Raw genomic sequence first — 20,584 nt, 5'->3', positions numbered from 1 at the left:
CGTCAAATTTCCACTGATTCGGTTATCGTGGCATGCCCTTATTCAGGGGGTGATGCGCAATGGAACGGAAAACTAAGTTAGCGACCAGTTTAATAGTCTTAGCTCTCACTTCGCGACCGATTCCGGTGTCCAAAATGCGTATGCTTAGATCAATTGAGCCGTCGAAATTATCGTAACTTACCGCGAGTGAATTTCCGCTTGCATAATTTGTTTATCACGATAAGATAGTAATTGATTACTATCTTTTTGAGAGCAACCGTGAATACTTATGTGAAACATCTTCCTGCGGATGAACGACGGGCCGTAACAGTCGAGGCGGTGGTTGAATTGGCGGGTTCGCAAAACCCCAGCGAAATCACAACTGCGGCTATCGCTAAACATATGAACCTGACCCAGGGCGCGTTGTTTCGTCATTTTCCGACCAAGGACGCCATTTGGCAGGCAGTCATGGAGTGGGTGGCGGAACGCCTTCTGGCCCGGATTGATTGCGCCGCGCAAGGTATTGAATCGCCTCTAGCCGCGATGCAGGCGATATTCATGAGCCACGTCGAGTTCGTGGCCGAGCATCCAGGGGTTCCCCGAATGATGTTTGGTGAATTGCAACGTGCCGAGCAGACCGCGCCCAAGCGCATAGTGCAAGCTTTGATCCGGCGTTATGGAGAACGCCTGCACCGGCTGATCGAGGCGGGCAAGGCCTGCGGCGAGCTGTCCGCCGCACTCGATACCGAAGCGGCGGCCACCCTGTTCATCGGCACAATCCAAGGCCTGGTCATGCAATCGCTGCTGGCCGGCAATGTGGAGCGTATCCGCCACGATGCACCACGCGTCTTTGCCATTTATCAGCGTGGCATCCGGAGTGCGCAATGAATCGCATGCCTCTACAAAAACGCACCTTGGCGCTTATGGCAGTTATTGTGCCGTTGCTTGTGCTTTTCGTCTACGTCGCCTTACGATCCGGCCCGCTAGCACCGGTAACCGTGACGGTCGCGGAAGTAAAGTCAAAGTCAATTGCCCCTGCGCTATTCGGTATCGGCACGGTGGAGGCGCGCTATACCTACAAAATTGGTCCCACGGTTGCCGGTCGCGTGCAACGTCTGGAGGTGCATGTGGGCGATCGGGTGAAGGGCGGTCAAGTGTTAGGCGAGATGGATCAGGTCGATCTCGATGATCGCGTCCACTCGCAGGAATCGGCATTCAAGCGTGCCGAAGCGGCATTGCGCGAAGCGAAGGCTCGGCAAGCGTATGCGAAGGCCCAGTTGCATCGATATGAACAATTGTTTGCAGTACGCTCGACCAGCGAAGAAATAGTCGACACCAAGCGACAGGAATTGCAGATAGCGGATGCTGTACTTACGGTTGCCCATGAAGACGTCGCTCGTGCCCGATCTGACCGGGAGGCATTGATTACGCAGCGGGGTAACCTGCGTCTGATCGCGCCGGCTGATGGCTTGGTCAGCTCCCGAGATGCTGATCCCGGCACAACTGTCGTTGCTGGTCAAGCTGTGGTGGAAGTGATCGATCCCGAAAGTTTATGGTTGAACGTACGCTTCGACCAGATCAGTGCCGCCGGACTTGCCGCCGGACTGCCAGCCCGCATTGTGTTGCGCTCCCGCAGTGGCCATGTGCTGGCCGGCCGCTTACTGCGGGTGGAACCCAAAGCTGATGCCGTAACTGAAGAAATGCTTGCCAAGGCGAGTTTCGATTTGCCTCCCGATCCATTGCCGCCTCTGGGTGAACTGGCCGAAGTCACAGTCGACTTGCCTGCCCTACCAGTTGCCCCGGTGATTCCCTATGCCGCCATCCATCGTGAGAATGGGCAAGCTGGAGTCTGGCAAGCTATGGACGGCGACCTGCACTTTACCCCCGTTAAATTAGGTGTTGCTGATCTTGATGGCCAAATACAAATACGCGATGGCCTCAAGGACGGCGACCAGGTAGTGGTTTACAGCGAAAAGGCGCTGACCACACACAGCCGAATTCATGTGGTTGAACACATTCCCGGTGCCGCACGATGATCAGCTTGGCGGGCCGCGATATTCTCCATTCCTGGGGTAAATTCGTGTTCACCGGCGTCGGATTAGGCTTATTGATCGGCGTGACGCTCAGTATGGCCGGCATCTATCGAGGCATGGTCGACGATGCACAGGTGATGCTGGACAATACAGGCGCGGATCTGTGGGTGGTGCAACAGGGCACTCAGGGGCCTTATGCCGAATCGTCCAGTCTGTACGACGATCTGTATCGCAGTCTGCTGAATATGCCGGAGGTAGAATACGCAGCCAATATCACCTATCTGATTATGCAGGTAGGTCACGGCGATCAGGATGTTAGCGCCATGGTGGTTGGCGTCACGGCCGGCAAGCCGGGTACGCCGGGACAGCCCCGGTATCTCGTCGCCGGGCGACATATCACCCGTAGCCACTATGAAGCCATTGCCGATATTTCCAGCGGATTTCAGCTCGGTGAGCGCATCCGAATCCGCCGCAATTTTTACACGGTCGTCGGATTATCCAAACGCACGGTGTCTTATAACGGTGATCCGATGGTTTTCATCCCGCTTAAAGACGCACAAGAAGCGCAATTTCTGAAAGACAACGATGCCCTGGTTCAGCAGCGCCGCCGCAATGCCGAGAACCCGGACTTCAATCGTCCAGGCATTCCCGATCTACTCGCTGTGGTGAACGCATCGCAAAGTACCAACACCTATGTTAATGCGGTACTTGTTAAGCTCAAACCCGGCACACTCCCTGAGGATGCAGCCGAAACGATTCGCCGCTGGACGCGCCTGCAGGTTTATACCCGTGCCCAGATGGAATCTATTCTGATGGACAAAGTAATCGATAAATCAGCCAGGCAAATCGCCTTGTTTTTGGTGATTCTGAGCATCGTCAGCGCGGCCATTGTTGCTTTCATCATCTATACCTTGACCTTGGGAAAAATTCGGGAAATCGCGGTGCTTAAACTGATCGGCACCAGGAACCGCACCATTGCCGGCATGATCATGCAGCAGTCGCTTGCGCTTGGCACTATAGGTTTTGTGGTGGGGAAAATCACCGCTACCTTTTGGGTGCCGATTTTCCCCAAGTATGTGCTGTTGGAGCCACTTGATTCCGTCGCCGGTTTTTTCGCTGTGCTGGCAATCTGCGCATTGGCCAGCCTTGTTGCTATCCGTATGGCGCTCAAGGTCGATCCGGCCGACGCCATAGGAGGCTAAGGTGAGCGGCAAAGGCATTCACATTGAAGGTTTAAAGAAACGCTACGGCGAGGGCGATACCGCTGTTCATGCCTTGAGGGGCGTGGACATGCAGGTTGCTCCTGGTGAAGTGGTAGGACTCATCGGTCCATCAGGTTCCGGTAAGAGCACCCTGCTCAAGTGTCTGGGGGCGGTGATCGATCCGACTGCCGGTCGCATGGTTCTGGGTGATGAGGTGATCTTTGACAACGATTGGAAAGTACGTGACCTGCGAGCCTTGCGGCGCGACAAGATCGGCTTCGTATTCCAGGCACCCTACCTGATTCCTTTTCTCGATGTGACCGACAACGTTGCACTGCTGCCGATGTTGGCAGGGATTCCCAATAGTAAAGCGCGTGCGAAAGCACTGGAGCTCCTCACCGCGCTGGATGTACAACACCGCGCCCGCGCCATGCCGTCGCAGCTTTCCGGCGGCGAACAGCAGCGCGTGGCTATCGCCCGTGGGCTGGTCAATCGCCCGCCTGTTATTCTTGCCGACGAACCCACCGCGCCGCTCGACAGTGAGCGGGCCATGGCCGTTATCCGTATTCTCAACGATATGGCACGCCAGTTCGAGACCGCCATCATCGTTGTCACCCACGACGAAAAAATTATTCCCACCTTCAAACGCATCTACCATATCCGCGACGGCGTGACCGATGAGGAAGCTGGCGAAGGACGGGGATTCGAGTGAATAAACAATGAAATTCAAGGCACTTTATGAAAACTGAAAACATCTTTACAGTCATTACTGCCGGCGTATTGCTTGCCAGCATCTACTCGCATGCTTGGGCCGATGGCGATACCGAAGCCAAGCCGTTAGAACTACACAGGATCATGCAGGAACTCGGTAAGAACATGCAGACCATCACTGACGCCATTTCTCGTGAAGATTGGGCTTTGGTCGCCAAAATCACGCCACGGATCGCCGAGCATCCAAAGCCGCCTGTCATCGAGAAGATGCGTATCCTGACTTTCATTGGCACCGATGTGGGCACGTTCGAAAGTCATGATGAAACAACACATCAAGCTGCGCGGGCGCTGGAGCAAGTTGCTGCTCGGAACGATGGGCAAGGCGTGATTGCAGCCTTTGCGAACCTGCAAAGCAGTTGTCTGGCCTGCCATCAGAGCTTCCGTAAATCGTTCGTGGAACATTTTTATGGACAACGTTGAAGGAATGCAGCGTCCCGGCACTGATCGTACGAAGACTGATCGCATTGTGGTCTGGACATATACAGCCTTGATTGTCGCCGGATTGCTGGCGGGTTGCACCGTAGGGCCCGATTTCAAAGCACCGGCCGGCCCCGATACGCCAGCCTACACCGCAATCCCTTTGTCGACTCAAACGGTATCCGCAGCCACGGCTTTGGGGAATGCGCAGCACTTCAAGATCGGCGCGAACGTGAGCGCACAATGGTGGCGTGAACTGGGTTCATCCAAGCTCGATGCACTGATAGAGCAGGCTTTTCAGGTCAGCCCCACCCTGGCTTCCGCCCTGGCCACGTTACGTCAGGCACAGGAAATCTATGCGGCGCAGGAGGGGGCGATGATGTATCCTCAAGTCGATGCCGGTTTCAGCGCTCAACGACAACGCTTTAATCCCATCGTATTGGGACAAGATGGCCAGGCGCGGGAATTCAGTTTGTTTAACGCCGGTGTTAACGTAAATTACCAACTCGATCTTGCAGGCGGTAACCGCCGCGCATTGGAAGCCTTAGCCGCCCAAACCGAGTATCGTCACCACGAATTGGAAGGTGCGCAGCTGACCTTGGCGGGCAACATCGTTACCGCCGCGATCACCCAAGCCAGGCTTGCGGCACAAATACAGACTACGGCGGCCATTCTTCGCGCTCAAAATGAACAATTGCACATTACCCAAGAACGCGTGCGTCTTGGCCAGGGCGCACCGGATGAGGTATTGGCGCTGCAAACCCAAGTGGAACAGACTCGCGCGGGACTTCCTGTGTTGCGCAAACAGAGTCAGCAGAATGAACATCTGTTAGCCGCACTCACCGGCCGTGCTCCGGGAGATGGGCGATTACCCGTTTTCACGCTGGAAGAATTCACCTTACCGTCCGATTTACCCTTAATCGTACCTTCCGAGTTGGTGCGCCGCCGCCCCGACATCCTGGGCGCAGAAGCGCTGTTACACGCTGCCAACGCGGAATACGGCAGCGCAATCGCCAAGCTGTATCCGCAGCTTAATCTCAGCGCCGATCTTGCTACGCAAACCTTGGTTGCAGGCGCATTGTTCGGCCCCGGTTCGGCAATATGGAATGTCCTTGGACAACTTACCCAGCCGCTCTTTAATCCCGCACTGCCCGCCGAAAAGCGCGCGGCATTGGCCGCGTTCGATGCCGCGGCAGCCAATTACCAAAGCGTGGTGCTCGAATCCCTGCGCAATGTGGCCGATGTCCTGCGCGCACTGGAGAACGATGCCCAGGCATTGGCAGCATTGGCCGGCGCCGATGCTGCGGCACAGGGCTCTTTGCAATCCGTGCAGAGGCAATATGCACTGGGTGCAGCCAGCTACGTTCAGCAACTGATCGCACAACAAGCGGCGCAACAGACCAGAATTAACTTGATCGCGGCTCAGGCGCAGCGCCTTGTCGATAGCGCAGCTCTGTACCAAGCTATGGGCGGCGGTGTCAGTTAAGACTATACCCTAACCTGATGTCAGGTTATGCACTGTTTTGACGTCATGATAGAGTATGTTTTTGCAAATATTGACACATGCCGCTAAAGGCTATAGATTTTATCCTGACACTTTTGGTTTTTTGAGGACAATTATTTGCAAGGGCATCGTATCGGTTACATCAGAGTCAGCTCGTTCGACCAAAATCCAGAACGGCAACTGGAACAGGTCGAGGTCAGTAAAGTTTTTACCGATAAGGCGTCTGGCAAAGATACCGAACGCCCCGCCTTGGACGAGCTACTTGCGTTTGTTCGAGAAGGCGATACGGTCGTCGTGCATAGCATGGACCGCTTGGCGAGAAATCTGGATGACTTACGGCGCTTGGTTCAGCAATTAACCAAACGCGGCGTGCGCATCGAGTTCGTCAAGGAATGCTTGACTTTCACTGGCGAAGATTCGCCGATGGCCAATTTATTGCTTTCTGTCATGGGGGCGTTTGCCGAGTTCGAACGGGCGCTGATCCGCGAACGGCAGCGCGAAGGCATTGCGCTGGCCAAACAGCGCGGCGCTTACCGGGGGCGCAAGAAAGCACTATCGACTGAGCAGGTAGCAGAGTTACAAAGCCGGGCCAGTGCCGGCGAGCAGAAAGCCAAGTTGGCCCGCGAGTATGGCATTAGCCGCGAAACCCTATACCAATATTTGAAGACCACTGAGTAATCATGTCCAGGCGCTTGGTTTTGTCCGCTATGGAACGAGGCAGTTTGCTGGCCTTGCCTGATACTCAAGACGACCTGATTCGCCATTACACTTTCAATGAATCCGACTGGGCTCTGATTCGACAGCGCCGGGGCGATGCCAATCGCCTTGGTTTCGCGGTGCAGCTTTGCCTGCTGCGCTACCCTGGTTACGCTTTAGCTGCGAATGCAACTGTAGCGGAATCGGTAATCCACTGGATCGCCGGCCAAATCAAGACCGATCCCGGCGCTTGGCGAAAATACGGCGAGCGCGATGAAACGCGGCGCGAACATTTCCAGGAACTGCGCGGCTATCTTGGAGTATCGGCCTTCGGATTATCCGATTTCCGGTTTCTGGTGAAAACACTGGCCGATCTCGCCATGCAAACCGATAAAGGTGTAGTGTTAGCGGCTCATGCTTTGGAAGCACTGCGCCAACGCAAAGTGATTCTACCGACGCTTACCGTGATTGAGCGAGCCTGTGCCGAAGCTATCACCCGCGCGAATCGCAGCATCTACCGGGCGTTGGCCCAGCCGCTCACGGCGTTGCATCGACAACGGCTCGACGAACTGCTGAAAATCAAGCCGGATTCCAACACGACTTGGCTGGTTTGGCTACGTCAATCGTCTTTGAAGCCCAATTCCCGCTATATGCTGGAACACATCGAGCGGCTGAAAACCTTTCAGGCAATTGCCTTGCCGGACGGCATTGGTCGGCACATTCACCAGAACCGGCTATTAAAAATCGCGCGCGAAGGTGGGCAAATGACGCCGCAGGACCTCGGCAAGTTTGAAAGCGAACGCCGATACGCCACGCTCGTGGCCGTAACCTTGGAAAGCACAGCTACCATTATCGACGAAATTATTGATCTACACGACCGTATCCTGTTGAAGTTATTCAGCGCAGCCAAGCACAAGCATCAACATCAGTTTCAACAACAGGGCAAGGCGATCAACGACAAGGTACGATTACTTTCAAAAATCGGCCATGCCTTGTTGGATGCCAAGCAATCGGATAGCGATCCTTACGCCGCAATCGAGTCCGTTATTGGCTATTTTTGCCCATCCCCTCGAAAAGGTAAAAATTAGCAATAACTAATGGATTAAGCTGATGGATGTAGTGACTAACATTGGAAATGACAGATCGCTTATCAACTCACCCAATGGTAAGAGTTTATTTTTACTATGACGTCTGAAACCAGTCCAATTTTTGATGGAGCGTAACTACCGAACCAACAATAATCAGTGTCGGAGGCTCCATATCGGCCTGTTCCACACGGTCTGGCATATCGGCTAGTGTTCCTGTTAATACCCGTTGGTTTCTGGTTGTTCCTGACTGAATGACAGCAATGGGGTGATTGGCCGGGCAACCGTGTTCCATCAGTGATCGGCAGATAGTGGCCAATCCTGCCAGTCCCATAAAAATCACAACCGTTTGATTAGGACGAGATAAATGCTGCCAATCGAGATTAATACTGCCGTCTTTTAAGTGCCCGGTGACAAATGTGCAGGATTGCGCATGATCTCGATGGGTTAAGGGAATGCCCGCATAGCTGGCACAGCCTGCCGCCGCCGTAATGCCGGGCACGACCTGATAGCTGATCCCGTGTGGCATAATAGACTCAATTTCTTCACCCCCTCGACCAAAGACAAAAGGATCGCCACCCTTTAATCGGGCGACCCGTTTGCCGGCCAGGGCTAAATCAGTTAACAATCGATTAATCGACTCCTGCGGCAGGCTATGATTATCTCGCTGCTTACCGACATAGATTTTTTCGGCGTCCCGCCTAGCCATATCAAGAATTTCGTTGGAAACCAGTCGATCATAAACGACAACATCAGCCTGCTGCAGCAACCGCAACGCTTTAAACGTTAATAAATCAGGGTCGCCAGGGCCGGCACCTATTAAATACACTTCACCCTGACTTACAGCAGGATCGGCCTGTTGCAGTTGCGATAGCAGCAGTTGTTCCGCTTCGTCCTGCTTGCCTACAAAAACTAATTCGGCGACCGATCCTTGTAAAATTTTTTCCCAGAAAATTCTCCGCTGACTCGGTTGTGGAATGCGTTGTTTGACCAATAACTTGAATTTTTCTGCCAATTGAACCAACAGGCCAAACGACGCTGGGATGGCACTTTCTATCCTGGCCCGTAATAACCGCGTCAATACGGGAGATACACCACTCGAAGAAATGGCAACAAGCAAAGGGGAGCGATCAATAATGGCCGGGAATATAAAAGAACACAACGCCGGATCATCCACCACATTAACCGGGATTCTTCGCTGATGCGCCACGTTGGAGACCTCGATGTTAGTGGTTCTGCAATTGGTAGCGGAGACCACAAGTCCCATACCGTCGACATCCTCATGCGAAAATGCTTTTTGGCGGATAACGATCGGGTTTGAATGCTGCATAGCGGCTACCGTGTTACCAATTTCTGTAGCAACCACGACGATGTTGCCTCCAGCGCGGATCAGTAATTCAATTTTTCGCGCCGCGATTTCGCCAGCGCCTACCACCAGGCACGTTTGGCCTTTAACTTTCAAGAAAAGCGGGAAATAATCCATGACGACTGGGTGTTACTGCTATGGAACCGGGCAAGCGCTTCGATGATAAATCAAATCCTCGACCGGCTTGCCGTCCAGCAAATGCTCATTGATGATACGCTGTAAATTGGCTTCATTGACGTTGTAATACCAGACGCCATCGGGTTGTACGCACATAATGGGGCCGGATTTGCAGGTGGCGAAACAGTGGGTGCGGGTACGTTTGACCCTGAGTTCGCCTTTGTCGATGCCCGCCGCTTTAAACTTCTCGCCCAGGGTTTCGAATAAGGCTTGGGCTTCACCATTTTCGGTGCAGCGTGGGCCGGTACAAACCAGCAGGTGGCGTTTGTATTCACCCATTTTTGGTTTTTCTGGCATATCAGTCATGGTGACAGGACTCCTCAGGCGTTGAGACGCCAAATTGTGTGCGGTCGTCGCGGTAATGCTGCAGAGCTGCGCTGTCGAAACCTGTTTCCCCGGCAACCAACCATAAATTGAACAAGGCCTCACCTTGGCTGTCCAGCACCTGAATGCCATGGGCTTGGTCCTGTCGGCTGACAAACCAGATCTGCTGCGCCTTACGCCAGTCGATGTGTAAATGAAAGCTGTCGTTGACGATACTCAGCCAGCCGTTTTTTTCCTGCAAATCGGCGGCGTTGATCAACAATTCCGCCACCGCTCCGCCTTCGCTACGAACCACGGCACGTAATTTACCCCACTCCTGGAGTGCGGTGAGTAAACGTTCATGACTGTCCGGCGCTGCCCGTTGCGCACAGAAAATGCCGGCCTGATCGTCCAATGTGGCATGGCCGACCGCATCGAGAACTTCCGACAACGGTTGCCCAAAATATTCCGCCGCCTGTTGTAATGTCACCTTGGGCGTGTCGCGCAGATATTGCCGAACACAACTTTTCCAGCCCTCCAGGCCCATGCTCAACGAGCGCCCCGCCTGTTCGCCTGCCCGGGTTTCGCCGGTCATGGCATTGTATTTATTGGCATAGCCGCGTGGCGTCACCATCAAACCTTCCCGAACAAAGGTGCTGCTGTTGCCGACCAAGACCGTGGTCAACATGCCGATGTCGCAATCGGCCATCTCCGCCAAACGCACCAACTGGATGTGTTGCCGGGCGCGGTAGCCCGATTTGACGATGGCCACCGGCGTATCCGGGCTACGATGGTGCAGTAAGATCGTTTGTGCTTCGACGATATGCTGGGTGCGTCGGCCGCTTTTCGGGTTATAGAGCGCCACCACGAAATCGCCACGCGCAGCGCTTTCCAGGCGGCGGGCAATCACCGGCCACGGCGTCAATAAATCGGATAGGGAGATCGAGCAGAAATCATGGGTCAGCGGCGCGCCGACCAGGGAGGCGCAACTCGACAACGCGGTGCTACCGGGCACCACTTCCACCTCAATCGGATCGTCCGGCGTCCAGCCGCTGTCCAGCAGCAGCTCGTAAGTTGGCCCCGCCATGCCGTAAACACCGATGTCGCCGGACGACACCATGGCGACGATTTTGCCTTGCTTGGCGTGTTCGTAGGCTTCGATGCTGCGATCCAGCTCTTCGGTCATGCCTTTTTTGATGACCTCCTTACCATCGAGCAAGTCTTGCACCAGCTTGATGTAGGTGCTGTAACCAATTACCACGTCTGCTTCCGCAATCGCTTGTCGTGCGCGAGCCGTCATGTGCTCGTGATTGCCGGGGCCGATACCGACCAGTAAAATTTTTCCCGCTTTCGTCATTGAATTCTCGCAATTGAAACGGTGGCGTTCTTGCCATCCGCGCCACAATATTTATGTTTTTCGACCAGCAACTGTGCCCAACCAACATTGGCGGCCTTCAACGCCGCCGCTTCCGCCACGGCTGGCGTGCCCATATATTTCATGACCACCTTGGAAGGATTCGGCACAGCGATGGCGGCCAGTTCCTCGGCGGAATAAAACATCAGCGGCCAGCTGTACGCAGCCGCCAGTTCTAATAAGGCCGCCTCGTCGTTTTTTTTGTCGATACTGGCCAGACCAACGACCGCCGATTTATCCAGCCCGCAATGCCACAAGGCCTGAGCCAACGCCTGCCGCAAGGTTTCCAGGCTGGCGTTGCGGTCGCAGCCCATGCCGACCATTACTTTCATTGCTCGAGCGGCGGCCTATACACCACCAATCTTTCCGCAAGCTGTTCCCAGATAGCCGGCGCTATTTCCCGCTGGGTCACCCATAAAATCGAGTGGTATTTCGCGGTATCCACGTCCTCGAAGCGCTGGAACAAATGAATATTGGTCGGTAACGGTGTGGGCCGCGTCCACCAGTTGGCACTGCCGGCTTCCTGCACGAAGGCAACTGGCTGCTGATTGACCACGTCCGCCGACACGCGGGTGATGTTGATCTTGGGAGCTTCCACTTGCCAGCCCAGCTCGCGTCCCAAAATATCCACCGGTATGGTTTTGCCGACATCCGAGGCCGTAGTCAGTACCGGCGTGGACTTCAACAAGACGGCGACTTTTTCCGCATAGGCATTGGCGCCGCCGACGTGACCGGACAATACCGGGATTACGAATTCGGCGGCATCGTCGATTACCAGCACGCCGGGGTCTTCGTCCTTGGATTTGAGATGCGGCGCAATCAAGCGCACCACCGCGCCCAGCGACACCAGAAAGATGATCTGGTCGTAAGCCGAGAACAGATCGCCGATTTGCGCGCTCAAGGCGCCTTGATACACCCGCCGCGGATTGGCAAATTCAGCCAAATGTTCGGCTTGCTTCTCCGATACCACCACCTCGGCTTCCGGGATTTGTGGCGCCAGGCGGCTGGCAATTGCGGCCCCGTGTTTGGTAATCGCCACGATGGCGACACGCACATCATTCATGGATTTCATCCTGCTTTTTACGGCAACCGCGCTGCATTTCGCCGCGCTGGCGGCCTGGGTTTTTGATAATCAGTAAAGACAGGTAATTGACCTTTTGCCCATATAGGCTGGCGAGGTCATGCACCATGCGCTCTTCCGGGGCACCGGCTTTCTCGACGAACCAACCGTGGGCCAGTAAATCGCGGCGGCGCAACAGATCGATAATGTCATCCAACAATGGTTTGACCTTGAGTAATACCAAGGTATCGAAGTCGTTCAACATCCGTTCTATCTGCGCGATGCCGTAACCGGCCGGCACAATGGCGATAGTATCGTCGACATCGGCCAAGGCTTCGCCCGCGCACGCGGCCGCCGCATGAAACGATGATACGCCGGGCACCACCTCGACCGTGACATCGGCTTGCAAAGCGCGAACGCTACGTTGTAAGTGGCCAAAGGTGGAATACGTTGACGCGTCGCCTTCCACCAAAAACAACACATCCTCACCGCCTTGCAGTAGGGCCAGCACGGTCTGTGCGGCTTCCAACCAATAGCGAGCCAGAATATCCGCATCGTGAGTCATTGGAAAATGCAGCGCAGTATGGGCTTGGGGACATTCAAGACCGGCGCGCAAGGCAATGTCCAAGGCATAACTGTCGCTATTTTTCTTGCGCACCGGATAGGTCCAATGACCGGCGCTGGAGAGTAATTCCCAAGCGCGACGAGTGATCAGGCCGGGGTCGCCGGGGCCGAGTGAGATGCCGTAGAGGGTGCCGAGTTTAGTGTTCATCGTGACCGCTTGATATGGGCTGTAAAGAATGGGTGGCCGACACGATCCACACCGGATTCTCGGCCTGCATGCGATGCATGGCCAGAATCGGGCTGCTGCGCGAGGCCTGAATTTGGCAGACGTCCCAGTCTGCGCCGAGTTGTTTCAGGGTTTCGACGGCGGTGGACAGGTTTTCCAGCGTGACGAAGTTCATTACCAGCCAACCCGCCGGGCGCAAACGCCCTAAACACAAGGCGATCAGTTCCACCAGTTCGCCGCCGGAACCGCCGATAAATACCGCGTCCGGGTCGGGCCAGGTATCGAGAAACTGCGGGGCTTTGCCGTGCATGAAGCTGTAGTTGCTGATACCCCAGGCGGCCTGATTCTGTTCGACATTAGCAATGTCATCGGTGTTTTTTTCGATGGCAAAGACATGACCCTCCGAACACAGCCGCGCAGCCTCTAGCCCGACCGAGCCGGAACCCGCGCCGATGTCCCAGACAATGCTTCGACGCGTCAATTGCATCCTCGCCAAAGATACCGCACGCACTTCGCGTTTGGTGATCAGGCCTTTTTCCGGTTTGCGCTGGCTGAAACTGTCGTCAGGCAGGCCGAATAATACTGGAAACGGCTGTGGCGTAGTGCGTTTCAGGATGACAACATTGGGATCGGGATAGTCGCTTTTCGCCGCCTCGGCGCAACTCAACCAGCCACTGACCTGCTGTTCCGGTTGAGTCAGCAATGCGGCAATAGCCACTTGAAACCTATCGGCCATACCTTCAATTTGCAGCATCCGGGCAATACGGGCCGGCGTGTTGTCCGGGCTGGTCAATATCGCCAACAAGTCATGTTGGCGGCAGCGTTGGGCCAATTCATACAAGTTATGTTCGGGTGTAGCGCCGCGCTGCCATTCGCCGGCGTCCTTGCTGTGCACGGAAACGATGCGGGCCGTATGCCAGGGCAATTTCAACTCGGCAAAGGCTAATTGTATGGTGCTGAGATTGGGCAGGATGCGCAGCCGGGATTTATCCAGCTTGCCGGCCAGGAAGCCGGCGATGCCGTGACATAAGGGATCGCCGGTCGCCAGCACCGCCACGTCTTGATTTTTTGCCAGGGCGGCTTCGATCCAGCCCGGCACCTGTTTGAGTCGTCCGGTCAGGTCGTAATGTTGGGCATGGCTAATATCGTCAGCCATGATTTCAAGCAGACGACTACCGGCGATGACGTGTTGGGCGGCATGCAAGGTTTGCAAGGCCTCCTGGCTCAGGCTGGCCGCACCGTTGTCGAGCACGCCGATAAAACTGCACATTGCCTGCATGATCAATTCCTTCCGGCTTCGGCCAGTTTGTTGCCGTCAAAGTCACACACCAGCACACTGATGTGAAAACGGCCGGGATACCGGTTTTCCAGCGTGGCGATTACCCGCCTAGCCAGTTCGACATGAAAGGCGTGTTCCAGCCCCAGTTCCGCCATGCATTCCGAAGCGTAACGGGCGGTTTCCTGCCCGGCGATAGCGTCGCATACATCGTTCGGCGCGCCAATGCTGCGGGCGATGTCGGCCACCAGTTCCACATCGACCGGTGCGCGACCGGCATGGGTAATGGTTTCGCCTTGCGCCATTTTGGTCAGCTTGCCGACCATGCCGCCGATGATGATGTTTTGAATGCCGCAACGCTCGGCGGCATCCAGTGCCGGAGTCAGGAAATCGCCCATTTGCACGAAACAGCTTTCATCCAGCTCGGGCAACTCGCGCATCACGAATTTCTCGGTGCGGCCACCGGTGGTCAGTACCACGCTGGCTTGACCTTGATTAGCCGCCACTTCCACGCCTTGCACCACGCTAGCCCGAAATGCCGCCGTGGAATACGGATGGACGATGCCCGTGGTACCCAAAATCGAAATACCGCCGATTATGCCCAAGCGGTAATTCAGGGTTTTTTTCGCCATCTCTTCGCCGCCCGGCACGGAGATGGTCACCTGTAAGCCTCTGGTTTTTAGGGCTTCACCGGCGATCAAGCGGATGTTATCTTCGATATTTTTGCGCGGAACCGGATTGATAGCCGGGCCGCCAATGGCAAGTCCTAAACCAGGACGGGTGATCTGGCCGATGCCTGCGCCGCCTTGCAAGATAATGGTATCGGGTTGTTCAATCCAAACTACATCCGCGGTCAGCCAGGCGTGGTTAGTGCAATCCGGATCGTCGCCCGCGTCTTTTTCGATCACAGCATGCGCACAATCGTTGTCTATCCAGCCTTCTTTGACGTTGAACGCCACCACTTGGCCGTTGGGCAGCTCACAGTCTATGGTTTCCGGCACACACCCTTCCAGCAAACCTTGTACGGCCGCCCGCGCCGCCGCCGCCGAACAGGCGCCGGTGGTGTAACCCTTGCGGGTGCCCTTGGGTTTGCGTTCCGGCATCGCCATGCGGTCAGCCGTTTTTCTGCCGGTTTTCCGCCAGACTTAGCAAGGCATGAATCGCCGCGACCACCAGTGTCGAACCACCTTTGCGGCCACGGGTGATGATCCAGGGCACATCGTGTAATTCGGCGAGTAAATCCTTGGATTCCGCTGCCGAGACAAAGCCGACCGGCATGCCGACGATGAGCGCCGGTTTGATGCCTTCTTCGCGGATCATCCGCAACACTTCCAGCAAGGCGGTCGGTGCATTGCCGACCGCGATGATGCCGCCATCGAGCAAACCTAAGTTGTGCGCTTTGCGCATAGCTTGCACCGCGCGAGTGCTATTGACTCGTTTGGCCGCGTCGATGACATCGTCATCGGCGATGAACTGGCGGGTACTAATACCGAAGTGGGCCAGACGCGGCTGCGACAGACCGACGCAAATCATTTCCACGTCGGCGACAATCGGCGCACCATTTAGAATGGCTTGTATGCCGCCTTCAACCGCATGCGCGGAAAACTCGGTCAGGCCGTTGAATTCAAAATCGGCGGTGGCGTGGATCATGCGTCGTACCACTTGCCATTGGCCATCTGAATAATAGTGCTCGCCCACTTCGCGGTCGACGATGGCAAAGGAGTCATGCTCGATCTGCTGTCCAGCTTGAGTAAGTTGTTCAGTCTGTGTATTTTGACTCATGGCGTAATCAATGATGGTGGTGATGTTCGGCCTGTTCGCGATACTGACAACCGTCGCATTCCAGCATGTTTGGTGCGGTCGGGTCGCAGGCTTCGCTCACCCGTTGATCGAGCAATTTAAAAATCGCCGGATCGAAACCGAAATAACTGCCGGCAGCGAAGGCAACCTGAGGGTATTGCCATTGCAAGCGCTCGACTTGTTGGCCGATGCGCTCGATCAGCAGACCGGTGAACAGGTAGTAAGGCAAAATCGCAATCTGCGTCATGCCCAGCCGCACTTGGCGTTGCACGGCGGTTTCCAGACGGGGATGGGTAATGCCGGTAAAGGCGATGTCGATCAATTCATGCTCGGTGACTTCGAACAGCCAACGCGCCAGTTTGGCCAGTTCGCCGTTGGCGACTTTGTCGGAGGAACCACGGCCTAATATGATCACGCCGGTGGTTTTTGGGTCCGGCATGGCCAGGGATTTGAGTGCGCCTTTCAGTTGTTTTTGCAGAATGGCCAGCAAGGTTTCGTTGCTGCCCAGATGCGGTGCGTAGATGAATTCGACGCCTGGGAATTTCGCGCGGGCTGCTTCGATATGCTCGGGAATCTCCATCTTCACATGGCCAGCGGCGCTGATGATCAATGGCACCACAATCACCCGCTCGGAGTCCTGCGCGGCGCGGCTCAAACCCTCCGGCAACAGTACATCGGCCAGTTCGATATAGCACAACTCTATGCGCCAGTCGGGGTGTTGGGCTTGCCATTGTTGCTGAAATTGCTGAATTTCATCGTTACCGGCCTGATTACGTGAACCGTGGCCAACCAGAAGGACGGTGGTTGTCATGCTTATTCCTGAGAAGTTGGCCGCTCGGCACGGCGGAAGCGATGGGTAAAACCGGCATCGTAGAGTTTGGATTTTTTTAACGTAGGCCACTGCCGCGCGCCCAGAGTGGGGCTGACCACAATCATGGCCTGGCTGTTGATTTTGGCGGCCCGGCAGCGTTCGCGGATATCGGCCAGTGTGCCGCGAATGATTTGCTGCTCGTCCGGCCAACTGGCTTTGTGCACCACCAATACCGGGGCATCATCCGCCCAACCAGCGGCTTTCAATTCGCGCTCGATGGTGGGCAGCAAGGTAATCGATAAAAACAGGCACAGCGTGGTGTGATGGCTGGCCAGTTCCTGCAAGGATTCGCCGTCCGGCATCGGCGTGCGGCCTTCGACCCGGGTCAGAATCACGGTTTGCGTCACTTCGGGCAAGGTCAGGCTTTCCACAGCGCAGGCCATCGCGGCAAATGCGGAGGACACGCCTGGCACCACTTCGACGGCAATCTGGGCTGCATCCAGCCGTTGCACCATTTCGATCAAGGCGCCGTACAAACCCGGATCGCCGGTTTGCAGGCGAATCACGGTTTTGCCCGGCCCGGCTTGTTCGATCAGCCAGTCGGTAATCTGCTCCAGGGTCATGTCTTTGGAGTCTTTGATCACGCAAGTGCTGGGCGCCCATTGGGTCGCGGCGGCCTGTACCAACGAGCCGGCGAATAAAATGGCATCTGCCTTGGCGATCAAGTCTCGGCCTTTGACGGTGATCAAATCCGGGTCGCCGGGGCCGGCGCCGACGAACCAGACTTTCGCCGGATCAGGCTGCGTGTTCATAGAAAAAACCCAGCCGCAACCTGCGGATTGAACGGAAAATAAAGGTGCAGATAAGATGCCTGCAACGAACCGACCCGGAAAAAGTTTTCGCTATGGCTACGCTGGCGTTGCGGGTTGGACATCGTGAATGGCTGCATAGTCGTTGTCAGTTGCGAATGATGAAAGCTGTGACCGCGAATTTCGCCTTGTTCCAGCTGCAAGCTGTGCATGCCCAGATTCACCAGCCGTTTCTGCATCTGCGCGCTGCCGGGTAACAGGCCGGCCATATTGGCGCAATGGCCATCATGGTCGGTCAATCGCTCCAGCAAATATAAAAAACCGCCGCATTCGGCGTAAATCGGCTTGCCGGCTTGATGATGCGCCTGCAAGACTTGTTTCATGGCAACATTGTCCGCCAATGTTTGCAGGTGCAGTTCCGGGTAGCCGCCGGGCAAATAGATGCTGTCGGCCTCCGGCAATGCGCTATCGGTCAGCGGCGAGAAAAACGCCAGCTCGGCACCCATCGCAAGCAAACAATCCAGATTGGCCTGATAAATAAAGGAAAACGCGGCATCGCGAGCCACGGCGATACGTTTACCGGCCAGTAAACGTGGCGGCGGTGAGGCCGTGATCGGCGCGAAGGCAACAGGTTCCGGCAATCGGCACAGCGCCAGGCTATTGAGCAAATCGGCAGCGCGCGCCAGGCGCAGATCGAGGTCGCCGATTTCGTCGGCCTGCAACAAGCCCAAGTGCCGGGACGGCAAGCCTACGCCATCGTCTTTCGCCATTGCCGCCAGCAAAGGCAGGTTTTCCGGCAAGGCCTCTAACAGCAATTTGGCATGGCCAGGGCTGCCCACTTTGTTGGCAATGACACCGGCAAACGGCAAATCAGCCCGGTAGTGGGCCAAACCATAAGCCACGGCGGCAAAGGTTTGCGCCATGCCGCCGGCATCGATGACCGCCGCCACCGGCACGTCGAGTGTTTGCGCCAAATCGGCGCTGCTGCTGTCACCGTCGAACAAGCCCATCACGCCTTCGATCAGAATGACGTCGGCATCGGCTGCCGCTTGATACAGCAGCTCGCAGCAATGCGCTTCGCCCATCATCCATAAATCCAGCTGATAAACGGGGTGTCCGCAAGCAAAGCTCAGGATTTGCGGATCGATAAAATCCGGCCCGGTCTTGAACACTCGCACCTTGCGGTTTTGTTGGCGATGGTAGTAGGTCAGGGCTGCGGTGATGGTGGTTTTGCCTTGGCCGGAGGCGGGGGCGCTAATCAACATTGCCGGGCAATGGTGCGTTGCCATGGTCTGCATCATGAAAATGTCACTTTGCGTAACGCCATGCCCGATAAAGCACCCAACGCCAGCCAGAAAACGGCGTTGTTGATGGCCGTACCAATGACGAATTGCTGTTGTAATGCTTCGGGAGCCAAGGCGTGGGCAACTTCCGGATGGGGCGCTCCGATGATATGCGGTAATACCAGCAAACCGACGCCACCGATTTGCAGCCAGCGCTGTCTGCTCAAAAACAGGCCAAACAAACCTCCTGCCGTCACCGCTGCGGTAAACAGCCACCAGGCCTGACGGCTATGCAACTCGGCGCTGTCGGTACCGGGCAGTTCTGGCGGCAGTCCCAATGACGGCGCGACAAAAAACACCCAGTAACCGGCCAAACCCCAGCCCAGCCCATACAGATAGCCGCGTTGATCGCGCCAGTACATGGCGGCACTGATCAACAAGGCAAAGCCGAAGCCGGTCAGGCTGTTGAACAGCCAGGTAAAGCCGTTACGCTGCCAGCCATAGCTCGGCTGCCAGTCATGCGCCTGTTCGGCCGATGGCGTTTCGAACTGTTCGGCGGCCAAAATCAACGGCAGGGTTTGATAATGTTGCAATACGCTGAGCAACAAGCCGCCCAATACGCCGGCCAGCAGCGAGACTGCGACCAGTTTGCGAAAATCCGCCATGTCAATGGCAAGGAAAGGCTGCGCTATGACGGCCGTCGTGGACGGCGTTGTGCAGTGTGTTATTGGCGTCCTGCAAGAAACCCAGACCCAAAACGACGCTCAGGCCCAATACAATGGCACTCAGGCCGGGCAGGAGTTTGGAGGAAACGATGGCAGTTGAGGCAGTGAGCGTTTTCATGGTTGGCTGTTCCGAATGAGGTGGACGGAAAAACAGCGGGAACGGCAAACCAAAAAAACCGATTTGACAGCTCGCCCTCCGCGACTGTTGCTAAAGTTTCAGGCCTGTCTCCGGGCTCGTGACGAATCACCTACCGTTGCGGGGGCAGCGTCGGCCTTGAACCGACTTCCAGTTTCACCCGCCAAAGCGGGAACCTAAACCTAGAGTAATTATACTCGATTAAGTTTGACCGAGCTAATTTGGATCAATCCACCGAAGCCCCCGAGAGAACAATTGGCACTCTAGAATTCGTGCATTTGTCAGCCCCAATTCAAATGCAATTTTACGTTTTACCAGAGCCATTCCGTTTCTCGGCCACGTAGGAGAAGAATTTTCGTCTCCCTACGCCGGTAATCTCACAAACCTCGGCGGCAGTTTTGTCCGAGTTTTCATAGAGGATTCTGGCATTCTCCAATTTTTCTGGGTCAGTTTTAGGTCTTCCACCCGTTTTGCCCCGCGCTTTAGCGGATGAACGTCCCGCTGCCGCCCGCTCTGCGCGAAGTTCCCGCTCCATTTGGTGAATAGCGCCCATCATCGACAAGAAACAACGGCCAGTCGCCGTGGTGGTATCGATATTTTCGCGCAATGACACTAAATTAATTTGCCGCTGTTCCAGCACCTTTGCCGTTGTCAGTAAATCCATCAAAGAGCGCGTCATGCGGCTTAATTCGCTGACAACCAAGGTATCGCCAGGGCGAGCATATTCTAAAAGCTGATCCCAGCCAGGTCGATCCATGTGCGAGCCGGTCATCTTGTCGGAAAATATTTTGCCGCACCCCGCTTTTTGCAGCGCATCAATTTGAGAATCCAGATTTTGGCCGATACTGCTGACTCGGGCATAGCCGATTCGATGAAGTGGCGTGGTGGTAGAGGTAGTATTGGTTTGCATAGTGCAAAAAGTTAACACATAGCACAGTTAAATGCAT

The 20,584-nt window shown here is 55.6% G+C and carries 22 protein-coding genes, 1 pseudogene and 1 riboswitch; of the genes and pseudogenes, 8 read left to right on the top strand and 15 right to left on the bottom strand.

The genetic code is table 11. The features are described from left to right. Nucleotides 1-258: 258 nt before the first annotated feature. The 8 genes and pseudogenes from NM686_RS10880 to NM686_RS10845 all read left to right on the top strand — a co-directional run. Complete coding sequence (locus NM686_RS10880; protein ID WP_255187891.1) at nt 259-867, top strand: TetR/AcrR family transcriptional regulator; 609 nt, start codon at nt 259-261, stop codon at nt 865-867. Beyond that, a complete protein-coding gene (locus tag NM686_RS10875) occupies nt 864-2,015 on the top strand; it encodes an efflux RND transporter periplasmic adaptor subunit (RefSeq protein WP_064006682.1) in 1,152 nt (383 codons plus the stop codon). The genes NM686_RS10880 and NM686_RS10875 overlap by 4 nt, the downstream gene beginning before the upstream one ends. Beyond that, nucleotides 2,012-3,214 carry an ABC transporter permease gene (locus tag NM686_RS10870; RefSeq protein ID WP_064006683.1) on the top strand — a complete coding sequence of 401 codons (1,203 nt, stop codon included), beginning with the start codon at nt 2,012-2,014 and terminating at the stop codon, nt 3,212-3,214. The genes NM686_RS10875 and NM686_RS10870 overlap by 4 nt, the downstream gene beginning before the upstream one ends. Nucleotide 3,215: 1 nt before the next feature. Continuing rightward, nucleotides 3,216-3,926 (top strand): ABC transporter ATP-binding protein, encoded by a 711-nt coding sequence (locus tag NM686_RS10865; RefSeq protein ID WP_255187890.1) that lies wholly within the window; start codon nt 3,216-3,218, stop codon nt 3,924-3,926. A 26-nt stretch (nt 3,927-3,952) separates the two neighbouring features. Further along, nucleotides 3,953-4,405: a cytochrome c gene (locus NM686_RS10860; RefSeq protein WP_255187889.1), complete on the top strand. Its 453-nt coding sequence runs from the start codon at nt 3,953-3,955 to the stop codon at nt 4,403-4,405. Beyond that, nucleotides 4,392-5,888, top strand: a complete 1,497-nt coding sequence (locus NM686_RS10855; protein ID WP_255187888.1) for an efflux transporter outer membrane subunit — start codon at nt 4,392-4,394, stop codon at nt 5,886-5,888. Before NM686_RS10860 ends, NM686_RS10855 begins: the two co-directional genes overlap by 14 nt. Nucleotides 5,889-6,023: 135 nt before the next feature. Further along, nucleotides 6,024-6,584 carry a recombinase family protein gene (locus NM686_RS10850; protein ID WP_064023727.1) on the top strand — a complete coding sequence of 187 codons (561 nt, stop codon included), beginning with the start codon at nt 6,024-6,026 and terminating at the stop codon, nt 6,582-6,584. A 2-nt stretch (nt 6,585-6,586) separates the two neighbouring features. Beyond that, a pseudogene (locus tag NM686_RS10845) lies at nt 6,587-7,657 on the top strand (DUF4158 domain-containing protein); the annotation flags it as partial. A gap of 127 nt (nt 7,658-7,784) precedes the next feature. Here the strand turns inward: NM686_RS10845 and cysG are convergent. The 15 genes from cysG to NM686_RS10770 all read right to left on the bottom strand — a co-directional run bounded on the left by cysG (nt 7,785) and on the right by NM686_RS10770 (nt 20,547). Beyond that, complete coding sequence (gene cysG, locus NM686_RS10840) at nt 7,785-9,170, bottom strand: siroheme synthase CysG (protein ID WP_255187887.1); 1,386 nt, start codon at nt 9,168-9,170, stop codon at nt 7,785-7,787. An 18-nt stretch (nt 9,171-9,188) separates the two neighbouring features. Further along, on the bottom strand, nt 9,189-9,536 hold the full coding sequence (locus NM686_RS10835; protein ID WP_255187886.1) for a (2Fe-2S) ferredoxin domain-containing protein: 348 nt from the start codon (nt 9,534-9,536) through the stop codon (nt 9,189-9,191). After that, nucleotides 9,529-10,890 (bottom strand): precorrin-3B C(17)-methyltransferase, encoded by a 1,362-nt coding sequence (cobJ, locus tag NM686_RS10830; RefSeq protein WP_255187885.1) that lies wholly within the window; start codon nt 10,888-10,890, stop codon nt 9,529-9,531. The genes NM686_RS10835 and cobJ overlap by 8 nt, the downstream gene beginning before the upstream one ends. After that, entirely contained in the window at nt 10,887-11,279 is a 393-nt protein-coding gene (locus tag NM686_RS10825; protein WP_255187884.1) for a cobalamin biosynthesis protein, read from the bottom strand. The genes cobJ and NM686_RS10825 overlap by 4 nt, the downstream gene beginning before the upstream one ends. After that, nucleotides 11,276-12,010, bottom strand: a complete 735-nt coding sequence (locus NM686_RS10820; protein WP_255187883.1) for a cobalamin biosynthesis central domain-containing protein — start codon at nt 12,008-12,010, stop codon at nt 11,276-11,278. Before NM686_RS10820 ends, NM686_RS10825 begins: the two co-directional genes overlap by 4 nt. After that, the gene (gene cobI, locus NM686_RS10815) at nt 12,003-12,779 is read right to left on the bottom strand and encodes a precorrin-2 C(20)-methyltransferase (protein ID WP_255187882.1); all 777 of its coding nucleotides are present in this window, start codon (nt 12,777-12,779) and stop codon (nt 12,003-12,005) included. The genes NM686_RS10820 and cobI overlap by 8 nt, the downstream gene beginning before the upstream one ends. Next, nucleotides 12,769-14,076, bottom strand: coding sequence for a precorrin-6y C5,15-methyltransferase (decarboxylating) subunit CbiE (gene cbiE, locus NM686_RS10810; RefSeq protein WP_255187881.1), 1,308 nt, complete (start codon nt 14,074-14,076; stop codon nt 12,769-12,771). The genes cobI and cbiE overlap by 11 nt, the downstream gene beginning before the upstream one ends. Before the next feature lie 2 nt (nt 14,077-14,078). Next, nucleotides 14,079-15,182 (bottom strand): cobalt-precorrin-5B (C(1))-methyltransferase, encoded by a 1,104-nt coding sequence (locus NM686_RS10805; RefSeq protein WP_255187880.1) that lies wholly within the window; start codon nt 15,180-15,182, stop codon nt 14,079-14,081. Between the two features lie 4 nt (nt 15,183-15,186). Then, on the bottom strand, nt 15,187-15,855 hold the full coding sequence (locus tag NM686_RS10800; RefSeq protein ID WP_255187879.1) for a precorrin-8X methylmutase: 669 nt from the start codon (nt 15,853-15,855) through the stop codon (nt 15,187-15,189). A gap of 7 nt (nt 15,856-15,862) precedes the next feature. Continuing rightward, nucleotides 15,863-16,684, bottom strand: a complete 822-nt coding sequence (locus tag NM686_RS10795; RefSeq protein ID WP_255187878.1) for a sirohydrochlorin chelatase — start codon at nt 16,682-16,684, stop codon at nt 15,863-15,865. Between the two features lie 2 nt (nt 16,685-16,686). Then, nucleotides 16,687-17,496 carry a precorrin-4 C(11)-methyltransferase gene (gene cobM, locus NM686_RS10790; RefSeq protein ID WP_255187877.1) on the bottom strand — a complete coding sequence of 270 codons (810 nt, stop codon included), beginning with the start codon at nt 17,494-17,496 and terminating at the stop codon, nt 16,687-16,689. Next, complete coding sequence (locus NM686_RS10785) at nt 17,493-18,794, bottom strand: cobyrinate a,c-diamide synthase (RefSeq protein ID WP_255187876.1); 1,302 nt, start codon at nt 18,792-18,794, stop codon at nt 17,493-17,495. Before NM686_RS10785 ends, cobM begins: the two co-directional genes overlap by 4 nt. Beyond that, on the bottom strand, nt 18,791-19,441 hold the full coding sequence (locus NM686_RS10780; protein ID WP_255187875.1) for a CbtA family protein: 651 nt from the start codon (nt 19,439-19,441) through the stop codon (nt 18,791-18,793). The genes NM686_RS10785 and NM686_RS10780 overlap by 4 nt, the downstream gene beginning before the upstream one ends. A 1-nt stretch (nt 19,442) precedes the next feature. Further along, nucleotides 19,443-19,619: a CbtB domain-containing protein gene (locus NM686_RS10775; protein ID WP_255187874.1), complete on the bottom strand. Its 177-nt coding sequence runs from the start codon at nt 19,617-19,619 to the stop codon at nt 19,443-19,445. Between the two features lie 84 nt (nt 19,620-19,703). Next, a riboswitch (cobalamin riboswitch) is annotated at nt 19,704-19,832 on the bottom strand. A gap of 109 nt (nt 19,833-19,941) precedes the next feature. Beyond that, nucleotides 19,942-20,547, bottom strand: coding sequence for a recombinase family protein (locus NM686_RS10770; RefSeq protein WP_255187873.1), 606 nt, complete (start codon nt 20,545-20,547; stop codon nt 19,942-19,944). Nucleotides 20,548-20,584 lie beyond the last annotated feature (37 nt).

The organism is Methylomonas rapida (assembly GCF_024360925.2).
Taxonomy (GTDB): domain Bacteria; phylum Pseudomonadota; class Gammaproteobacteria; order Methylococcales; family Methylomonadaceae; genus Methylomonas; species Methylomonas rapida.
The sequence above is the reverse complement of the archived record's forward strand: the minus strand, read 5'-3'. Positions and strand labels throughout refer to the sequence as shown.